Annotated in this window: 12 protein-coding genes; 7 read left to right on the forward strand and 5 right to left on the reverse strand. The window is 71.2% G+C overall.

Annotated features, from left to right (window positions below):
* Window positions 1-9: 9 nt before the first annotated feature.
* The 7 genes from ABKW28_RS05565 (at window position 10) to ABKW28_RS05595 (ending at window position 8,503) form a co-directional block, all read left to right on the forward strand.
* Window positions 10-264, forward strand: a complete 255-nt coding sequence (locus ABKW28_RS05565; RefSeq protein WP_348607108.1) for a hypothetical protein — start codon at window positions 10-12, stop codon at window positions 262-264.
* Window positions 261-2,411: a glycosyltransferase gene (locus tag ABKW28_RS05570; RefSeq protein ID WP_193668635.1), complete on the forward strand. Its 2,151-nt coding sequence runs from the start codon at window positions 261-263 to the stop codon at window positions 2,409-2,411. Before ABKW28_RS05565 ends, ABKW28_RS05570 begins: the two co-directional genes overlap by 4 nt.
* The gene (locus ABKW28_RS05575) at window positions 2,411-4,102 is read left to right on the forward strand and encodes a hypothetical protein (RefSeq protein WP_348607111.1); all 1,692 of its coding nucleotides are present in this window, start codon (window positions 2,411-2,413) and stop codon (window positions 4,100-4,102) included. Before ABKW28_RS05570 ends, ABKW28_RS05575 begins: the two co-directional genes overlap by 1 nt.
* The gene (locus tag ABKW28_RS05580; protein WP_348607114.1) at window positions 4,102-4,818 is read left to right on the forward strand and encodes a hypothetical protein; all 717 of its coding nucleotides are present in this window, start codon (window positions 4,102-4,104) and stop codon (window positions 4,816-4,818) included. The genes ABKW28_RS05575 and ABKW28_RS05580 overlap by 1 nt, the downstream gene beginning before the upstream one ends.
* The gene (locus tag ABKW28_RS05585; protein ID WP_193668638.1) at window positions 4,815-6,002 is read left to right on the forward strand and encodes a hypothetical protein; all 1,188 of its coding nucleotides are present in this window, start codon (window positions 4,815-4,817) and stop codon (window positions 6,000-6,002) included. The genes ABKW28_RS05580 and ABKW28_RS05585 overlap by 4 nt, the downstream gene beginning before the upstream one ends.
* The gene (locus tag ABKW28_RS05590; protein WP_348607116.1) at window positions 5,999-7,441 is read left to right on the forward strand and encodes a substrate-binding domain-containing protein; all 1,443 of its coding nucleotides are present in this window, start codon (window positions 5,999-6,001) and stop codon (window positions 7,439-7,441) included. Before ABKW28_RS05585 ends, ABKW28_RS05590 begins: the two co-directional genes overlap by 4 nt.
* 102 nt (window positions 7,442-7,543) lie before the next feature.
* Window positions 7,544-8,503, forward strand: coding sequence for a hypothetical protein (locus ABKW28_RS05595; RefSeq protein WP_348607119.1), 960 nt, complete (start codon window positions 7,544-7,546; stop codon window positions 8,501-8,503).
* Window positions 8,504-8,525: 22 nt separating this feature from the next.
* On the opposite strand, the gene ABKW28_RS05600 is transcribed toward ABKW28_RS05595, so the two are convergent.
* The 5 genes from ABKW28_RS05600 to rpoB all read right to left on the reverse strand — a co-directional run bounded on the left by ABKW28_RS05600 (window position 8,526) and on the right by rpoB (window position 18,428).
* Window positions 8,526-9,368 carry a lysophospholipid acyltransferase family protein gene (locus ABKW28_RS05600; protein WP_348607121.1) on the reverse strand — a complete coding sequence of 281 codons (843 nt, stop codon included), beginning with the start codon at window positions 9,366-9,368 and terminating at the stop codon, window positions 8,526-8,528.
* Window positions 9,311-10,579: a geranylgeranyl reductase family protein gene (locus ABKW28_RS05605; protein ID WP_348607124.1), complete on the reverse strand. Its 1,269-nt coding sequence runs from the start codon at window positions 10,577-10,579 to the stop codon at window positions 9,311-9,313. The genes ABKW28_RS05600 and ABKW28_RS05605 overlap by 58 nt, the downstream gene beginning before the upstream one ends.
* A 48-nt stretch (window positions 10,580-10,627) precedes the next feature.
* On the reverse strand, window positions 10,628-10,867 hold the full coding sequence (locus tag ABKW28_RS05610) for a hypothetical protein (protein WP_348607127.1): 240 nt from the start codon (window positions 10,865-10,867) through the stop codon (window positions 10,628-10,630).
* An 81-nt stretch (window positions 10,868-10,948) separates the two neighbouring features.
* Complete coding sequence (locus ABKW28_RS05615) at window positions 10,949-14,833, reverse strand: DNA-directed RNA polymerase subunit beta' (RefSeq protein WP_193668644.1); 3,885 nt, start codon at window positions 14,831-14,833, stop codon at window positions 10,949-10,951.
* A 121-nt stretch (window positions 14,834-14,954) separates the two neighbouring features.
* A complete protein-coding gene (gene rpoB, locus ABKW28_RS05620) occupies window positions 14,955-18,428 on the reverse strand; it encodes a DNA-directed RNA polymerase subunit beta (RefSeq protein WP_341230659.1) in 3,474 nt (1,157 codons plus the stop codon).
* Between the last annotated feature and the right edge of the window lie 203 nt (window positions 18,429-18,631).

Here is an 18,631-nt window from a genome sequence, read left to right on the forward strand (position 1 = left end):
AGAGGTCCGATGGCGCTCCAGGTGTCGACATCAGCACCCAGCGGCAAGTCCGTGGGAGCAGCAGCGATCGGGGTCGTGGCGACCCTGGTGGTCTTCGTCGCCGTCTTCATCGGCTTCCTCATCGCCCCGCTGCTCGTGCTGCTGCTGGCCTTCCTCGGCTGGTCGGCGACCAGGTCGCGCGGCGAGCGCGCCGGCGGCGGAGCCTCGGCCGCGCACGTCGACGACGAGGCGGCCGCGCACGGCTTCGGGACGGGCACGCGATGACCACCACCCAGAGCCGCGCGGCGACGCAGACCGCGTCGGCCCGGCTCAGCGACGGCGTCGACGCCGAGCTCACCCGGCTCCTGCCCGAGGGCATCTGCCGCACCTTCCGGGTGCTGGCCTACGCCGTCGTCGACGGACAGGTGCTGGTCGCCGCCGCCGACCCGACCGACCGGATCACCGAGCACGTGGTGGCCGAGCGCGTCGACGCACCGGTCCTGCTGGTGCGCCACACCGCCAACGAGATCATGGCCGCCATCGATGCGGCCCACCCGCCCGTGGACGGCGACGTGGAGAGCCCCGCGGCGCGCCGGGCCCGGGTCCAGATGGCCCAGATGCTGACCCGCAGCGGCCTGGTCACCGACGAGCAGCTGCAGCGCGCGATGGTCGAGTACTCGCGCACCGGCGACCCGCTCGGCGACATCCTGGTGGCCCACGAGGCCATCGACGAGGACGTCCTGGTGGCCGCCCTGTCGGAGCTGCACCAGATGCAGCGCGTGGGCCTGGCCGACTTCGAGCCCGACCCCGACGTGGCCCGCCGGCTGCCCGAGCCGCTGGCCCGGACCCTCCAGGTGGCTCCCGTCGCCGAGACCGACGGCGTCGTGCTGCTAGCGGTGGCCCGGCCCATCGCCGGCACGGCGCTGCGCGACGTGGAGTCCGCCCTGGGCCAGCCCGTGCGCCAGCTGCTGGCCAACCGCACCGAGCTCGACCAGCTCCTGCAACGCATCCACTCCGAGCACTACGCCGACGTCTCGACGCTGCACCTGATGGAGAACGCCCCGGAGTCCTCGGCGCACGTGGTCATCTCCTCGACCCAGAAGGCCGTGCTGGTCATCGCGATCGTCGTCACCGTGCTCTGCGGGCTGCTGTGGCCGATGGGCACGCTGATCGGCCTGGTCGGGATCGCCAGCGTCGTCTACCTGCTGGTCTCGGTCTACAAGCTCCGCCTGACGCTGCGGGCCCTCGGCACGCACCTCGAGACCGACATCACCGACGAGGAGGTCGCCGCGATCGACGAGCGGCAGCTGCCCGTCTACACGATCCTGGTGCCGCTCTACAAGGAGGCCGCGATCGTCGGGCGGCTGGTGCGCGACATCAACGCCCTCGACTACCCCCGCACCCGCCTCGACGTGAAGCTGCTGTGCGAGGAGGACGACCTCGAGACGATCGAGACCATCCGCGGGATGCGGCTGCCGCCCCACTTCCACCTGGTCGTGGTCCCCGACGCCCAGCCCAAGACCAAGCCCAAGGCCTGCAACTACGGCCTGCAGCTGTCCACCGGGTCGCTGTGCGTCATCTTCGACGCCGAGGACCGTCCGGACCCCGACCAGCTCAAGAAGGCCGTGAAGGCCTTCGAGCGGGTGCCCGGCAACGTCGTGTGCGTGCAGGCCAAGCTCAACTACTTCAACCAGGGCCAGAACATGCTGACGGCCTGGTTCGCCAACGAGTACTCCATGCACTTCGAGCTGGTGCTGCCGGCGATGGGTGCCTCGGAGTCCCCCATCCCGCTGGGCGGCACCTCCAACCACTTCAAGACCGACGTGCTGCGCGACCTGGGCGCCTGGGACCCCTTCAACGTCACCGAGGACGCCGACCTCGGCATCCGGCTGCACCGCGAGGGCTACCGCACCGCGATGATCGACTCCACCACGCTGGAGGAGGCCAACTCGCAGGTGCCCAACTGGGTCCGTCAGCGCAGCCGCTGGATCAAGGGCTACATGCAGACCTGGCTGGTGCACATGCGCAACCCGGTGGCGCTGCTGAGCCAGACCGGGGTGCGCGGCTTCCTGTCCTTCAACCTCACCATGGGCAGTGCCTTCGTGCTGCTGATGAACCCGGTCTTCTGGGGCCTGACGACGCTCTACGTGCTCACGCAGGCCGGCTTCATCCAGCAGCTCTTCCCGGGCCTGGTCTTCTACGCCGCCAGCGCGATGCTCTTCGTGGGCAACTTCGTCTTCGTCTACCTCAACGTCGCGGGCAGCCTGCAGCGCGGCGAGTTCGGCATCACCCGCACCGCCCTGCTGTCACCGCTGTACTGGGGCCTGATGAGCTGGGCCGCCTGGAAGGGCTTCATCCAGCTCTTCACCAACCCGTTCTACTGGGAGAAGACCGAGCACGGCCTCAACGAGCCGCAGGCGGGTGGGCACTGATGAGCCTCACCGTCGAGCCGGGTCCGCCCACCCCGAGCACCCCGGTCGTGGCCCACCGCGACCGCCTGGCCGGCATCGTGCAGTCGGTGGGCCGTCGGCCCGTCGACGTGCCGCGCCGCCCGTGGGAGAGCCTGCTGGTCTTCGCGTTCTTCTCGCTGGCCTACGCCTGGTTCGGCTACTGGCTGGTGGTCCAGCAGCACGTCGTGGGCTTCGAGAGCCTCGACCGGCTCAACCGGGCCCTGATGATCTGGCACAACGACCCCGCCAAGCTCTCCGCGCTCGGCTTCGACTACCCGCCCCTGGCCACGCTGCTGGTCTCGCCGCTCACGCTGGTGCCGGCCCTGGCCCGCTCCCTGGTCATCGTGCCGTTGACCTCGGCGTTCTTCGCCGCCTTCACCATGGTCGTCCTCAACACGATGCTGCGCCGCGCCACCGTGGCGGCGCCGCTGCGGGTCGCGGTGCTCCTGGCGCTCGGCGCCAACCCGCTGCTGGCCCTGTACGCCGCCGGCGGCGCGCGCCACATCATCTGGATGTGCTTCGTGGTCGCCGCCCTCGGCGCGCTGTTCGCCTGGTACGTCACCGCCGACATCCGCTTCGTCATGATCGCGGGCCTGGCCTACTCGGTCGCCGCGCTGGCCGGCTACAGCAGCCTGCTGTGGTTCCTGGTCAGCGCCGTGCTCATCGGTGCGGTCCTGGCCCGGATGGGCGCCGACGGCACCGAGGTCGAGGGCACCACCATCGGCTTCGCCGCCCCGACGGTCTACGTGATCGCGCTGTGGACCGTCTTCAACCTGCTGCTGCTCGGCAACCCGATCGCCTGGATCACCTCGGCCAGCGACGCCTCGACCGCGCTGACCGAGAGCTTCACCTTCGTCGAGCTGGCCCGCCACACCGGCGAGCTGGTGCTCTTCGGCGCCCCGATCGCCATCGTCGTGCTGCCCGCGCTCGTCTTCGCGGGGCTGGCCCGCGCCAACACCTTCGCGCTCTGGCTGGGCGTGCTGCTGGCCGTGGCGGTCCTCTCCCCCGGCTTCGCGGTGGTCCTGGGGCTCTCGGACTCCCCGATGGCGATGCGCAACGCGCTGCCGATCCTGCTGCTGGCCACCGTGGGCGCGATCTGGCTGGCCCGCTCGGCCGGCGCCGGCGCCACGCTGGTGGGCGCGCTGCTGGTGGTCGGGCTGCTGCTCAGCGTGCCCTGGACGCTCCAGGCGATGAAGAGCTACCAGCACCAGAACCTCGAGGCCGTCTTCGCGGCCGCGGTCTCGACCGGCCAGAGCCAGGAGGGCGCCCGGACCCTCGACGGCCAGGTCGTGGGGGTCGTCGACGAGCAGGCGATGGCCGCCTTCATCCGCGACAACGTCAAGCGCACCGGCTCGATCCTCACCGACAACGCCCAGACCTACGCGGTGATGCTCTTCACCGGTCGACCGGACCTGTTCTTCGACCGGGTGGACGCCTCCGACGGGCCCTGGCAGGAGGCCGCGGCCGACCCGGTCGCGCACGTCGACTACCTGCTGCTCTCCACCAGCGACGCCGACCTGCTCACCAAGCGCTACCCCGAGGCGGCCCGCGGCGACGACCCGGCGCTGACCAGCGTCTACCGCACCGAGCGCTACACCCTGGTGGCCGTGCCGCCGGGCTTCGACCCCGACCCCGCCCCGCCGGTGCTGCCCGAGGACGAGGAGGCCCCCTGATGGAGACGACCACCGCGGTGAGCCCGCCGCCCTCGCTCGACGACATCCTCGCTGCCGCCCGCAGCGCCCGGATCGGTCGCGTCGACTTCACCCACCGCCTGGTGCCCGAGGCACCGCCCGAGCCCCAGCCGGAGCCCCAGCCGGAGCCCCGGTCCGAGGCTCCGCCCGAGCCCGCTGCGGACGCCGAGCCTCCCGCGGAGCAGGACGCTGCCCCCGAGCCCGAGCCCGAGCCCGAGCCGGACCCGGAGCCCGGCCCCGAGCCGGAGCCGGACCCGGAGCCGGAGCCCGTGGTGGTCCCCCCGGACGCCCTGGAGACGATGCTGGCGCACCTGCCCCGTCTGGCACCGGTCCCCGACCCGGACCGCCGCACAGCACCCGAGCCGGTGCTCCACGTCGACGTCGCCGAGGTGGCCAGGGTCGCCGTGCAGCGCATCGAGGCCGCCCGCGCCGCCACCCTGGCCCACCTGGCGGCCGTCGAGGAGGAGGTCGCCCGGCGCTGCGAGCTGATCACCGCCCAGGCCGAGCTCGACGCAGAGCTGCTCCGGCTCCAGGCGCGGCGGGAGGCGCACTCCATCGTGACGGCGGCCCGCGCGCGCACCGGCCGAGCAGAGCCCGACGACGAGGGCGCCCGCCTGGCGGCCATCGCCGACGTGGTCGCGCGCCTGGGCGCCGACCTCGACCTGGGCGGCCCGCCGCCTCCCGGAGGAGAACGATGAGCACCACCCGCCGCACCCGCACCCGTCTGGGCGCCGCCGGCCTCGCCACCGGGCTGCTCGCCGGGCTCAGCGCCTGCGGCGGCTCCGACGGCACCGACTCGGGCCGCTCCCCCGACGGCGACGTCGTGGTCACCGCGGGAGCCACCTCGGGCCCGGCCACCGTGGTGGGCGCCGACGGCGGGGTGGTGGTGGCCGAGCGGCGCCACTTCGGTGCCGACTCGCCGTGGAACGAGCGGGTCGACGGCGCCGCGGTCGACCCCGCCTCCGACAAGCTCATCCTGCGCGCGCAGGTCCGGGAGGGCGTGGTGGAGGACGGCGACTCGGTGCGGGTGCAGACCGAGACGATCACCGACCCGATCTACATCAACACCGAGGCCTGGACCGTGCCGGTCGTGGCCGGCGGCGACCCCACCGCCGTGGTGTGCCGGCAGTCCCAGTGCGGCGACGGCGACGACGAGATCACCCTCGACATCCCGGACGACATCCATCCCGACCCGAGGTACGACGGCTGGTTCACGGTCTTCGACACCACCGAGTCGGTCGCCTACGACCTGTGGCGCGCCCGGCGCGAGGACGACGGGTCGATCTCCTACCACTACATGAAGCGCTGGGACCTCGACGGACCCGGCTTCAGCGACCCGCAGGAGGTCAGTGCCCGCGGATCGGGGCTGCCGCTCTTCGCCGGCCTGATCCGCCCCGGCGAGCTCGAGGCGGGCCTGATCGAGCACGCCCTGGCCATCAGCCTGCCCGGCCCGGCGCAGAACGTCTTCGTCCAGCCGGCCTCCTCCACCGACGGCAACGGGTCGGCCGACTCGCTGCCCGAGGGCGCCCGCATCCGGCTGCGGGCCGACGTGGTGCCCGAGCGCCCGCGCGACCCGGCGACCGGCAAGCTGATCCCGCTCAGCGACCAGCAGCGCCGGATGGCCGACGCGATCGTGCTGGCGCTGCGCACCTACGGCGCCATCGTGGTCGACCGCGCCGAGGTCCCCACCCTCTACGCCCAGCGCGACGTCACCTCGGGCCTCATCGACGGCAACGAGCTGCAGGGCCTCGACCTGACCGACTTCGAGGTCGTCGAGCTGGGTGAGCGCTACCGCTACCCGCCGGCCCAGGGCTCCGACGACTCCGGACTGGTGACCTCGCGGTCCTCCCGCACCCAGACGACGATCGAGGAGCAGCGATGACCGTCCGCCACCGTGCCCGGGCCGTGGTCCCGCTGCTGGCGCTGAGCGTCCTGGCCGCGGGGTGCTCGCAGGAGCCGGGCCAGGACGCCACCGACCTGGTGGCCGACGCCCAGGCGCGCGACTACCGCGACGGGCAGGCCGAGGCGCAGCGGGTGCGCCAGGCCAACCGGGCCCTGCCGTCGCCGAGCGCCGGCGTCGTCGAGATCGACGGCATCAACGGCGCCCTGACCAGCGAGGAGGTCGCGGCCTTCTCCCGCAGCGGCACCTCGACGCAGGTGCAGGTGGCCAGCCGGGGCGAGGACGCGGCCTTCGCGTCGCTGTGTGCCGGCGAGGTCGACGTCGTCGACTCCACCCGGGCCATCGCGCCGGCCGAGTTCGAGGCCTGCCGCTCGGTCGGGCTCGACGTCGTGCAGCTCCAGGTCGCCTCCGACGCCGTCGTGGTGGCCATCAAGAACGAGACCGACGTCGGCGGCGACTGCCTGAGCACCCAGCAGGTCCGCGAGGTCTACCGGGCCGGCTCCCCCGTGACCTCGTGGGCCCAGCTCGGCGGCGGCTACGACGACGTCCCGCTGGCGGTCGCCGGGCCCAACCGCGAGAACAACGCGTTCCAGTTCTTCGGGCGCACGGTGCTCGACGCCCCGGACCCGTCGTTGATCAACCTGCGCTCCGACTACCGCACCTTCGACACCGACCAGGGCTCCCGGCTCTTCGTCGTCGGCCGGGAGCGTGACGAGGACCTGGCGCTGAAGCTGCGCGACCGGGCCCGGGAGCGCGACCTGGCCAAGAGCCGCGTCGAGGAGCAGCGGCAGGTCGTCGACGACGCCCGGGCCGAGGTCGAGGTCGCTGTCGCCGAGGTCGAGAAGGGGGTGCGCGACCAGCGCCCCGCCGACCAGCAGGCCGCCGACCGCGAGCGCGTGGTGCGCGCCGAGCAGGCGCTGGCCCGTGCCCAGGCCGAGCTGTCCGTGCTGACGCGCCAGAAGGACGCCGTGGTGACGCGCTACGACGCGGCGGCCGACGCCCGGGCGCGGGTGCAGCGCACCCGGGGCCACGTGGGCTACTTCCTCTTCAGCTACTACGAGCTCTTCGAGGACCAGCTGCGCCCGTTCGAGGTCACCGACCCCGACGGGGAGCGCAACTGCATCTTCCCCTCGCAGCGCACCATCACCAGTGGCGAGTACCCGCTGTCCCGACGCCTGCTGCTGACCACGACGACCCGGTCGATGGAGCGCTCGGAGGTGGCCGACTTCCTGCTGCACTACCTCGACCGGGCGAGCGAGGCCGCCGTCGACGCCCAGCTGGTCGCCCTGTCCCAGGCCGAGATCGAGCGCCAGAAGGACTGGGTCAGCGGACGCGAGGCACCCGACCTGGTGACCGCCGACGAGACCCCCGCGACCGAGGAGCCGGCAGCGCCGACCCGACCCGCGGAGCCGGCCCGGTGAACGACCGCACGCCGCGGGTCCGCACGAGGGCCACGGCGCTGCTGCTGGTCGCGCTGGCAGCGCTGCCGGCCGCCTCCCTCGCTCCACCGGCGCTCGCCGGCGGTGGGCGGCGCCTCGGCCACTCCCGGCGAGCGGGTGGCGAGCCGTCGGGTCGAGGACGCCACCCGCCGCAAGGTCGTGCTCGACTGGGACGGCCGCAACGGGGGTCGGCGGGTCCGCTCCACCCCGGTCCCGGGTGTCGGCGTCCTCAAGCTCGTCTGCAAGCCGCGCAACACCATCGTCAGGCTGACCCCCTACGACCGGTCGGCGGAGACCCAGATGTGGCTGGCCAAGCACGAGGACAAGGCCGGGCCGGCCGTGGCGGTCAAGAACGTGCGGGTCTACCGCTGGGCCTCGGCCGACGACGACGGCCGGGGCGGCACCGGGCGCAGCGCGCACGAGGGGCTCAACCAGCACACCCCGGTCGAGAACTGGTCCAACGGCTACATGCACGGGGTCGTCAGCCAGCGCCCCGGCCGCCACCAGCCGGCGGCCTCCGCCGCGCGCGTGCCCTCGACCTCCCTCGAGATCACCTGGTGGTGGAACGGCTTCCACCACCCGCGCCAGTACCGCTCCTGCCGGATCGCGGCCACCCTGCAGACGGTGACCGGCACCTCGATCGGCGTCGACTGGCACGGCGACGCCGACGGGCTGGCCGCACCCGCCACCCAGGTCACCGCGCTCGACGGGCTCGGCGACCTCGAGCTCAGCTGCACCCCCGACGGGGGCGACGGTGGTCGCCAGGAGGTGCTGCTGCGCACCGACGACCCCTCCGCGGTCCTCTACTACGAGCGGATCGAGGGCGAGGGCGCGGTCGACGACCACGTCGAGACCGACACGCTCGACCACGACCCGGTGCTGGGCGCCGTGCCTCCGGTGAGCCTGCCCGAGAACGGGATGCTGCGCCTGTGGTGGACCGCCCACGGGCACACCCGCCGCTTCATCCTGTCCTCGTACTACGTCGTCAACGACGCCGAGCACCCGCACCTCAACCTCTGCGAGGTGGCCGCGGCCGAGTTCTGACCCGGACGGCCGGCCGTGCTGCCTAGCCCAGCGGTCCCCAGGTCGGGCGCACGGCGGTGCGCGGCACCTCGTCGAGCCGGTGCGCCTGCGCCCGCGTCGGCGCCGTCCCACCCAGGTGGTGCGGGTGCCAGCGGGCCTGCTCGCCCGGTCGGGGCCGGTGCTCGGGCAGGTGCTGCAGCTCCTCGAGGAGCCCCGTCAGGCGCGCGCCGAGCGCGGCGGTGCTCGTCGACAGGTCGGCGTCGGGCGCCACGTGCAGCGCGGGCCCGAAGCGGACGTCGACCGTGCGGCCCCGGGCCAGGGCCGGGCGCGGAGCCGGCTCGTGGGCCTCGCGGCGCAGCGGCCAGAGCCGCTGGGTGCCCCACACCGCCACCGGCACCACCGGGAGGGCCAGCTCGCGGGCCAGCGCCGCCACGCCGGGCATCAGCGCCCGCACCGTGTAGGAGTGCGAGACGCCGGCCTCGGGGAAGGCGCACACGGCCTCGCCCTCCCGCAGCAGGGACCGGGCGGCCAGGTAGGCGCCCGCGGGCGCGCGGCGGTCGACGGGGACGTGGCGCATCGCGGTCATCGCGCGTCCCACGACGGGCGGGTCCCAGACGTCGTGGCGGGCCAGGAAGCGCAGACGCCGGCCCCGCGCCAGGCCGGCCTGGCCGACGAAGAGGAAGTCGGGGTAGGCGACGTGGTTGCTGGCCAGCAGCGCCGGTCCGCGCTCGGGCAGGTGCTCCTCCCCCGACCACCGGCTGGTCACCTGCAGGGCGCGCAGCGCCAGCCGGCCCAGGCCGACGGTCGCGCCGTAGGTGCGCTCGCCGCTCAGGAGAACGGAGGACGGGCGTCGAGGGCCAACGAGCGTCGTCCGGCCCAGCGCCACACGCGCGCGGCCCGGTCGCGGTCCTCGTCGGTGACCAGGTTGCCCATCCAGCGCAGCGCCAACGTCATCAGCCAGTCCGAGCGCATGCCTGCGGGGCCGAGCGCGGGCAGCAGCCGCGGCACGGTGACCAGGCCCGCGAGCCGGCGGGCCACCGAGAACGCCTCGCCGTAGTGCGCCGAGAGCAGCGCCGGCCACTCGGTGCCCAGCCGGTCGCGGTCGGGAGCGAGGTCGGCCATCAGCTCCGCGACCATCCGGCCGGTCTCGAGGCCGTAGTCGATGCCCTCGCCGTTGAGCGGGTTCACGCAGCCGGCGGCGTCGCCGATCAACGCCCAGTTGGGCCCGGCCACGCCCGAGACCGCGCCGCCCATCGGCAGCAGGGCGGAGGTCGGGGCGCGCAGCTCGCCCGAGAGCCCGAAGGCCTCGCGTCGCTCGTCGGCGTAGAACTGCATCAGCGGCTTGACCGCGATGCTGGCGGGTCGCTTCGCGGTGGCCAGGGTGCCCACGCCCAGGTTCACCTCGCCGTCACCGAGCGGGAAGATCCAGCCGTAGCCGGAGAGGATCGCCCCGTCCTCGCCGCGCAGCTCGAGGTGGGAGCTGATCCAGGGGTCGTCGGACTCGGTGGAGGCGACGTAGGAGCGCCCGGCGACGCCGTACACCGTGTCGCGGTGCCACTCCCGGCCCAGCACCTTGCCCAGCGGCGAGCGCACCCCGTCGGCCACCACCAGGCGGCGGCAGCCGATCTCGAAGCGCTCCACGTCGTCACGTCCACCGGGGCCGCGGCGCTCCACCACGACGGCGCGCACCCGGTCGCCCTCGCGCACGACGTCGACGGCCCGCACGCCGTCGAGCGCCTGGGCGCCCGCCTTGATCGCGGTGGTGCGCAGGTGGTCGTCGAGCTCGGTGCGCGGCACGGCGCTGCCCCACGAGGGCAGGGTGCCGCCGGGCCAGGGCAGCAGCAGCGTCTGGCCGAAGCCGTGGGCCCGCAGACCCTGGTTGACGGTGTGCGTGCGCAGCCAGTCCTCGAGCCCCAGCAGCGACAGCTCGTGCACCGCGCGCGGGGTCAGCCCGTCACCGCAGGTCTTGTCGCGCGGGAAGAGCGCCGCGTCGAGCAGCAGCACGTCGAGGCCGGCGCGCGCGGCCCAGGCGGCGGCCGCCGACCCGGCCGGTCCGGCGCCGACGACGAGGACGTCGGTCTGGGTCGGGAGGCTCACGCCCTGATTCTCCCAGGTGGGCCCGCACCCCCCAAGTCCGGCCGCGTGCTAGGAGTCCTGCTCCTCCAGGGGCGGGTAGGTGCGCCCGGTCGACGCGTGGTCCTCCCGGTCGGTGAACATGCCCTTCTCGGGGTCGAAGTCGCGTCCGGTGTTGTCGACCTCGGCCCCCTCGGGCCGGTTCTCCTCGGCCAGGCGCTCGGCGCGCTCGCGCTCGAGCTGCTCGACCTCGGCCTCGCTGGGCTGCTCGTCCTCGTCCATGGCGTGTCCCTCCCGGTAGGTGGCCTCCACGCCACCACGGGACGGCACAGGGCCCCTCCCCCGGACGGGGGAGGGGCCCTGGCTACGTGCTGCGTCGTGCTGGACGAGCGGTCAGCTCTGGTACGACCCGAAGTCGAAGTCGTCCAGGGCCACGGCCTGGCCGCCGGCGTTGCCGCCGAACTCGTAGTCGTAGGAGTCGTAACCGGTCACGGAGTACGCCGCTGCGCGGGCCTCCTCGGTCGGCTCCACCCGGATGCTGCGGTACCGCTCGAGGCCGGTACCCGCCGGGATCAGCTTGCCGATGATCACGTTCTCCTTCAGGCCGCGCAGCGAGTCGCTGCGCCCGTGGATCGCCGCGTCGGTGAGCACCCGGGTGGTCTCCTGGAAGGAGGCCGCCGAGAGCCACGACTCGGTCGCCAGCGAGGCCTTGGTGATGCCCATGAGCACCGGACGTCCCGAGGCCGGCTTGCCGCCCTCGGAGACCACGCGCCGGTTCTCGGTCTCGAAGATCACGCGGTCCACGAGGTCGGAGGGCAGCAGGTTGGTGTCGCCCGACTCGATGACGGTGACCCGACGCAGCATCTGGCGCACGATGATCTCGATGTGCTTGTCGTGGATCGACACGCCCTGCGAGCGGTAGACCTGCTGGACCTCGTCGACGAGGTGCTCCTGGGCCCGGCGCACACCGAGGATCCGCAGGACGTCCTGCGGGTCGGGCGTGCCCGAGGTCAGGTGGTGGCCGACCTCGACGTGCTGGCCGTCCTCGACGTTGAGGCGCGAGCGCTTCGAGACGGGGTACTCCTGGACCTCGGAGCCGTCGTCGGGGGTGACCAGGACCTTGCGGGCCTTGTCGGTGTCCTCGATCTCGATCCGGCCGGCCGCCTCGACGATCGGCGTGCGTCCCTTGGGCGAGCGGGCCTCGAAGAGCTCGACCACGCGGGGCAGACCCTGCGTGATGTCGTCGGCGGAGGCCACACCACCGGTGTGGAAGGTACGCATCGTCAGCTGCGTGCCGGGCTCACCGATGGACTGGGCGGCGATGATGCCGACCGCCTCACCGATGTCGACCAGCTTGCCGGTGGCCAGCGAGCGACCGTAGCACTTGGCGCAGGTGCCGGTCTTGGCGTCACAGGTCAGCACGGAGCGGACCTTGACCTCCTCGATGCCGGCGGCCACGAGCTCGTCGATCTTGACGTCGCCGAGGTCCTCACCGGCGACGGCGAGGGTCTCGCCGCTCTCCGGGTGGGTGACCTCGGTGGCCGCCGCGCGGGCGTACGCCGCGGTCTCGGCGTTCTCCGCCTTGACCACGCTGCCGTCCTCACGACGCTCACCGATCCGCTTGGGCAGGCCACGCTCGGTGCCGCAGTCGTCCTCACGGATGATGACGTCCTGCGAGACGTCCACCAGACGACGGGTCAGGTAGCCCGAGTCGGCGGTGCGCAGCGCGGTGTCGGCCAGACCCTTGCGAGCACCGTGGGTGGAGATGAAGTACTCCAGGACCGAGAGGCCCTCACGGAAGTTCGCCTTGATCGGGCGCGGGATGATCTCGCCCTTCGGGTTGGCCACCAGGCCTCGCATGGCGCCGACCTGACGGATCTGGTTCATGTTTCCGGACGCGCCCGAGGCGACCATCATGTGGATGGGGTTGGCGTGGTCGAACGCCTCCTCCATCGCGTCGCCGACCTTGCGGCTGGCGTCGGTCCAGATCTCCACGAGCTCCTGGCGACGCTCGTCGTCGGTCATCAGACCGCGCTCGAAGTCCTTCTGGACCTTGGCGGCCTGCTTCTCGTACGGCGCCAGGATCTCCAGCTTGTCGGCCGGGGTCGTGACGTCGTCGATCGACACGGTGACGCCCGAGAAGGTCGCCCAGCGGAAGCCGGCGTCCTTCAGCGCGTCGAGCGAGGCGGCGACCTCGACCTTGGTGTAGCGCTCCGCGAGGTCGTTGACGATCGCGCCGAGCTGCTTCTTGCCGACCTCGTAGTTCACGAACGGGTAGTCGGCCGGGAGCGTCTCGTTGAACAGCGCGCGACCCAGGGTGGTCTCGACCGTGGTCGTGGTCGCAGCCGGGACCGGCTGCTCCGCGAGGTCGGGGTCCACCATCGGCACCACGTCGTCGAGGCGGATCTTCACCTTCGACTGCAGGGTGATCTCCTGGCGGTCGAAGGCCATGATCGCCTCGGCCGGGCTGGAGAACGCGCGGCCCTCGCCGGGCTCGCCCTCGCGGTCGGTGGTCAGCCAGAACAGGCCGATGATCATGTCCTGCGAGGGCATGGTCACCGGACGGCCGTCCGAGGGCTTGAGGATGTTGTTCGTCGACAGCATCAGGATCCGCGCCTCGGCCTGGGCCTCGGCCGACAGCGGCAGGTGCACCGCCATCTGGTCACCGTCGAAGTCGGCGTTGAACGCGCCGCACACCAGCGGGTGGATCTGGATGGCCTTGCCCTCGATCAGCTGCGGCTCGAAGGCCTGGATGCCCAGGCGGTGCAGGGTGGGTGCACGGTTCAGCAGCACCGGGTGCTCGGTGATGACCTCCTCGAGCACGTCCCACACGACCGGGCGCGCGCGCTCGACCATCCGCTTGGCGGACTTGATGTTCTGCGCGTGCGAGAGGTCGACCAGGCGCTTCATCACGAAGGGCTTGAAGAGCTCGAGCGCCATCTGCTTGGGCAGACCGCACTGGTGCAGCTTGAGCTGCGGACCCGACACGATGACCGAACGGCCCGAGTAGTCCACGCGCTTGCCCAGCAGGTTCTGGCGGAAGCGACCCTGCTTGCCCTTGAGCATGTCGGACAGCGACTTCAGCGGACGGTTGCCCGGCCCGGTGACCGGACGACCACGGCGACCGTTGTCGAACAGCGAGTCGACGGCCTCCTGGAGCATCCGCTTCTCGTTGTTGACGATGATCTCGGGCGCGCCCAGGTCGAGCAGGCGCTTGAGCCGGTTGTTGCGGTTGATCACCCGGCGGTACAGGTCGTTGAGGTCGGAGGTCGCGAAGCGGCCACCGTCGAGCTGGACCATCGGACGCAGGTCCGGCGGGATGACCGGGACGGCGTCGAGGACCATGCCCCGCGGCTCGTTGCCGGTCTTGCGGAAGGCGTCGACGACCTTGAGGCGCTTGAGGGCGCGGACCTTCTTCTGGCCCTTGCCGTTGGCGATGGTGTCGCGCAGCGACTCCACCTCGGCCGGGATGTCGAAGTCCTGGAGGCGCTTCTGGATCGCCGCGGCGCCCATGTGGCCCTCGAAGTACTTGCCGAACCAGGCCTTCATCTCGCGGTAGAGCATCTCGTCGCCCATCAGGTCCTGGACCTTGAGGGACTTGAAGGTGTTCCACACCTCGTCGAGGCGGTCGATCTCGCGCTGCGCACGGTCGCGCAGCTGCTTCATCTCGCGCTCCGCACCGTCGCGCACCTTGCGGCGCGCGTCGGCCTTGGCACCCTCGGCCTCGAGGGCCGCGAGGTCCTCCTCCAGCTTGCGGGTGCGGTCCTCCAGCGACTGGTCGCGACGCTTCTCGAGACGCTCGCGCTCGAGGCCGACCTTGCCCTCCAGCGAGGACAGGTCGCGGTGGCGGGCGTCCTCGTCGACGGAGGTGATCATGTAGGCCGCGAAGTAGATGACCTTCTCGAGGTCCTTCGGGGCCAGGTCGAGGAGGTAGCCCAGCCGGCTGGGCACGCCCTTGAAGTACCAGATGTGCGTGACCGGGGCGGCGAGCTCGATGTGGCCCATCCGCTCGCGACGCACCTTGGAACGGGTCACCTCGACGCCGCAGCGCTCGCAGATGATGCCCTTGAAGCGCACGCGCTTGTACTTGCCGCAGTAGCACTCCCAGTCCCGGGTGGGACCGAAGATCTTCTCGCAGAAGAGACCGTCGCGCTCGGGCTTGAGCGTGCGGTAGTTGATGGTTTCCGGCTTCTTGACCTCGCCGTGGCTCCAGGTGCGGATGTCGTCCGCGGTGGCCAGGCCGATCTGAAGCTGGTCGAAGAAGTTAACGTCGAGCACCTTGGCTGCAACCCTTCATTGTTCTTGAAAAAAGTCAGACGGGGGGAGGACGAGCTGGGAACGGCGGAGCGCCGTGCTGTCTAGCCGTTCCGGGGAACAGGCGCTCCGCGCGTTCCCCGGCTCACACCTCTTCGACCGAGCTCGGCTCGCGACGCGACAGGTCGATGCCGAGCTCCTCAGCGGCGCGGAAGACGTCCTCCTCCGCGTCGCGCAGCTCGATGCTGGTGCCGTCCTGGGAGAGGACCTCCACGTTCAGGCACAGCGACTGCATCTCCTTGACGAGCACCTTGAACGACTCCGGGATGCCCGAGTCGGGGATGTTCTCGCCCTTGACGATCGCCTCGTAGACCTTGACGCGACCGGGCACGTCGTCGGACTTGATCGTCAGCAGCTCCTGCAGGGCGTAGGCGGCGCCGTACGCCTCCATCGCCCAGACCTCCATCTCACCGAAGCGCTGGCCACCGAACTGGGCCTTGCCGCCGAGCGGCTGCTGGGTGATCATCGAGTAGGGGCCGGTGCTGCGCGCGTGGATCTTGTCGTCCACGAGGTGGTGCAGCTTGAGGATGTACATGTAGCCCACCGAGACCGGGTCCGGGAACGGCTCGCCGGAGCGGCCGTCGAACAGGTCGGCCTTGCCGGTCGCGTCGATCATCCGCACGCCGTCACGGTTGGGGATCGTCGAGCCGAGCAGCCCGGTGATCTCGTCCTCGCGCGCACCGTCGAAGACGGGGGTGGCCACCTTGGTGTCCGGCTCCGCCTTGTCGACGTGGATCTTCATCAGCCGCTGCTTCCAGTCGGCGTCCGAGGTGTCGTCGGCGAGGTCGAGGTTCCAGCCCTGCTTGGCCAGCCAGCCCAGGTGCAGCTCGAGGATCTGGCCGATGTTCATCCGTCGCGGCACGCCCAGCGGGTTGAGCACGACGTCGACCGGGGTGCCGTCCTCCATGAACGGCATGTCCTCGATCGGCAGGATCTTGGCGATGACGCCCTTGTTGCCGTGGCGACCGGCGAGCTTGTCGCCCACCGAGATCTTGCGCTTCTGGGCCACGTAGACGCGGACCAGCTGGTTGACGCCCGGGGGCAGCTCGTCGCCGTCCTCGCGGTCGAAGACGCGCACGCCGATCACGGTGCCCGACTCGCCGTGCGGGACCTTCATCGAGGTGTCGCGCACCTCTCGCGCCTTCTCGCCGAAGATCGCGCGCAGCAGCCGCTCCTCGGGGGTCAGCTCGGTCTCGCCCTTGGGCGTGACCTTGCCGACGAGGATGTCGCCGGTGACGACCTCGGCACCGATGCGGATGATGCCGCGCTCGTCGAGGTCGGCCAGGCCCTCCTCGGAGATGTTCGGGATGTCCCGGGTGATCTCCTCGGGGCCCAGCTTGGTGTCGCGGGCGTCGACCTCGTGCTCCTCGATGTGGATCGAGGTGAGGACGTCCTCCTGCACCAGGCGCTGGGAGAGGATGATCGCGTCCTCGTAGTTGTGACCCTGCCAGGGCATGAAGGCGACGAGCAGGTTGGTGCCCAGCGCCATCTCGGCCTCGTCGGTGCAGGGACCGTCGGCGATCGGGCTGCCGACCTCGAGGCGGTCGCCCTCGGCCACCAGCGGGCGCTGGTTGATGCAGGTGCCCTGGTTGGAGCGGCGGAACTTCGCCAGCTTGTAGCTGGAGTAGCTGCCATCGTCGTTCATGGTCTCGACCAGGTCGGCGGAGACGTCCTTGACGACACCGGCCTTCTCGGCCACGACCACGTCACCGGCGTCGACCGCGGCGCGGTACTCCATGCCGGTGCCGACCAGCGGGCTGTCGCTCTTGATGAGCGGGACGGCCTGGCGCTGCATGTTCGCGCCCATCAGCGCACGGTTGGCGTCGTCGTGCTCGAGGAACGGGATCAGCGCGGTGGCGACCGAGACCATCTGGCGCGGCGAGACGTCCATGTAGTCGATCTCGCCGGCCAGGATCTCGGAGACCTCGCCGTCGCGCTGGCGCACCAGCACGCGCTCGTTGACGAAGCGCAGGTCGTCGTCGAGCTGGGCGTTGGCCTGCGCGATGACGTAGCGGTCCTCGTCGTCGGCGGTCAGGTAGTCGATCTGGTCGGTGACCTGGCCCTCGACGACCTTGCGGTAGGGCGTCTCCACGAAGCCGAACGGGTTGATCCGCCCGTAGGAGGCCAGCGAGCCGATCAGGCCGATGTTCGGGCCCTCAGGGGTCTCGATGGGGCACATGCGGCCGTAGTGCGACGGGTGCACGTCGCGGACCTCCATGCCGGCGCGGTCACGGGACAGACCGCCGGGACCCAGCGCGGAGAGGCGACGCTTGTGCGTCAGGCCCGCGATCGGGTTGGTCTGGTCCATGAACTGGCTCAGCTGCGAGGTGCCGAAGAACTCCTTCAGCGCCGCGACCACCGGGCGGATGTTGATCAGCGACTGCGGCGTGATGGCCTCGACGTCCTGGGTCGTCATCCGCTCGCGGACCACGCGCTCCATGCGGGCCAGGCCGGTGCGCAGCTGGTTCTGGATCAGCTCGCCCACGGTGCGCATGCGGCGGTTGCCGAAGTGGTCGATGTCGTCGGCCGCGATGTCGAGCGGGCCCGCGGGCGCCTCGACCTCCTCGCGGCCGTCGTGCAGCGCGACGATGTAGCGGATCGCCGCGACGACGTCGTCGACGGTCAGCGTCTGCTGGTCGAAGGCCTCGGTCAGGCCCAGCTTCTTGTTGATCTTGTAGCGACCGACCTTGGCCAGGTCGTAGCGCTTGGGGTTGAAGTAGTAGTTGTTCAGCAGGGTCTGGGCGGCCTCCTCGGTGGGGGGCTCGCCCGGACGCAGCTTGCGGTAGATGTCGAGCAGCGCGTCCTTCTGCGTCTCGGTGTGGTCCTTCTCCAGCGTGAGCATCATCGACTCGTACTGGCCGAACTCCTCGCGGATCTGCTCGTTGGTCCAGCCGAGGGCCTTGAGCAGCACCGTGACGTTCTGCTTGCGCTTGCGGTCCAGACGCACGCCGACGAGGTCGCGCTTGTCGATCTCGAACTCCAGCCAGGCGCCGCGGCTGGGGATGAGCTTGGCGGTGTAGATGTCCTTGTCGGACGTCTTGTCGGCCGAGCGCTCGAAGTAGACGCCCGGGCTGCGGACCAGCTGGGAGACCACGACACGCTCGGTGCCGTTGATGACGAACGTGCCCTTGGGGGTCATGAGCGGGAAGTCGCCCATGAAGACCGTCTGGCCCTTGATCTCGCCGGTGTCGTTGTTGGTGAACTCCGCGGAGACGTAGAGCGGTGCGGAGTAGGTGAAGTCCTTCTCCTTGCACTCGTCCACGGTGTACTTCGGGTCGTAGAAGACCGGGTTCTCGAACGAGAGCGACATGGTCTCGCTGAAGTCCTCGATCGGCGAGATCTCCTCGAAGATCTCGGTCAGACCGGACTTCTCCGAGACGTCGTCACCGTTGGCGCGGCGACGCTCGACCTCGGCGGTCCACTTGTCGTTGCCGACCAGCCAGTCGAAGCTGTCGGTCTGGAGGGAGAGGAGCTGGGGAACCTCGAGAGGTTCTGCGATCTTCGCGAACGAGATGCGGCGGGTTGCACGAGAAACGGCGGATGCGGAGCGCGCGGCCAAGAGTGAGTCCTTCGACGGGTCTGCTCATCGATGGCGCCAGTCCACCACCACACAGCCACCGGGCAGGCTTGAGGGCATTTGAGGGCAGGCGCAAAGCGCTACGTTACCCGAAGATCACAGGCGCGACAAGATCTGCACGCACCGAGACGATGGATGTCCCCAAGATGATGAGCCTTGCGCCGGGCGGGGTCAAGCACCCTCGC

The organism is Nocardioides sp. 31GB23, from assembly GCF_040012395.1.
Lineage (GTDB): Bacteria > Actinomycetota > Actinomycetes > Propionibacteriales > Nocardioidaceae > Nocardioides > Nocardioides salarius.

Bases quoted from the DNA above. Each gene is read 5' to 3' on its own strand.
- ABKW28_RS05570 (WP_193668635.1), top strand. From the start codon at position 261: ATGACCACCACCCAGAGCCGCGCGGCGACGCAGACCGCGTCGGCCCGG.
- ABKW28_RS05585 (WP_193668638.1), top strand. From the start codon at position 4,815: ATGAGCACCACCCGCCGCACCCGCACCCGTCTGGGCGCCGCCGGCCTC.
- ABKW28_RS05575 (WP_348607111.1), top strand. From the start codon at position 2,411: ATGAGCCTCACCGTCGAGCCGGGTCCGCCCACCCCGAGCACCCCGGTC.
- ABKW28_RS05565 (WP_348607108.1), top strand. From the start codon at position 10: ATGGCGCTCCAGGTGTCGACATCAGCACCCAGCGGCAAGTCCGTGGGA.
- ABKW28_RS05580 (WP_348607114.1), top strand. From the start codon at position 4,102: ATGGAGACGACCACCGCGGTGAGCCCGCCGCCCTCGCTCGACGACATC.
- ABKW28_RS05590 (WP_348607116.1), top strand. From the start codon at position 5,999: ATGACCGTCCGCCACCGTGCCCGGGCCGTGGTCCCGCTGCTGGCGCTG.